1 protein-coding gene is annotated in these 1,020 nt (G+C 66.0%); it reads right to left on the reverse strand.

The window, feature by feature from the left end; all coding sequences use genetic code 11:
• A partial coding sequence (locus EB084_26490) for a hypothetical protein (GenBank protein ID NDD31811.1) occupies positions 1-1,020 on the reverse strand: 1,020 nt, incomplete at both ends.

A 1,020-nucleotide genomic window follows, 5' to 3' on the forward strand; every position in this document is an offset into this window, starting at 1 on the left:
GAGATGGGCTGCACCTCACTCGAGCGCACGTCGGTGCAGTTGATGCTCGTGATGAGCGCGGTCGTGCGCAGCGCCACAAGGTCGCCTACGAAGCTTCGCGGCACGGGAGCGATGGTCGTGCCACTCGGGCCGAAGATTTGAGTCGGCCCAAAGCTCAGGCGCACCTCGGCGCTGATCTGCGGGAAGACGACGGTCGGCGAGATCTGCACCACCTGGAGCATCGCCGGCTCGCCCACGACGAATTTCGTCTGCCCGAACTGCGGCTCGAACACGGGCGTGGTCGCGCTACTCGGTCGATAGCAGATGGTATACACGTCCGGCTCTATCGGGGTGGGCATCGGCCAGTTCTCCCGTATGCGCTGACGCTGCTGTGGACCCGTCAGGGCGATGGGCCCTTTCAGCGTCGAAGTGCCGATCGGCCCAGCGGCCGTCTGTGTCACTGTGACAGCGAACTTGTACTTGAACCGCTCGCGGACTGTAAAGGCGCTCGGGTGCCGGTAGTTGCCCTCGAGAAAGATCTCATTCGTGGCGAGCTGGCACCGTGAGGCGGCGAACGCGGCCGAGGGCATGATCACAATCTCGCCCGTCGCGGGGATGCCCTTGAACTCGATGAGCGCCGTGCCCGTGGTCTGGCTCAGTGACTCGTAGTCGATGCCGTAGCCGCCTTGGTCGGGGCCGACCCCATCGATGGCGATGGCCTGCAGCAGCTGGCGCACCTCGGGCGTCTCGAACGCTACGGGCCGCTGGAAGGTCTCGAATGAAAAGTCGGCCACGCCCTCGACTGTCGGGCGTGTGAGGGAGGAGCGCAGCCAGCCATTCTGCAAGAAGCGCGCCTCGCCCTGTATCTCGAGCGTGACCGAGACCCCGGAGGCATTGTTGTGGTTGGCGAACATGTCCCTGAGGGAGACGGAGAGCACGCGGCTGCCGTTGGTCACGCCGACGGTGGTCAGCTGCGCGCCGTATGGCTGCGGCGCCGCGGGCACCGAATCGAGGGACAGGCGCTGAGGCACGCCCGCGACG

The organism is Pseudomonadota bacterium (genome assembly GCA_010028905.1).
Taxonomy (GTDB): domain Bacteria; phylum Vulcanimicrobiota; class Xenobia; order RGZZ01; family RGZZ01; genus RGZZ01.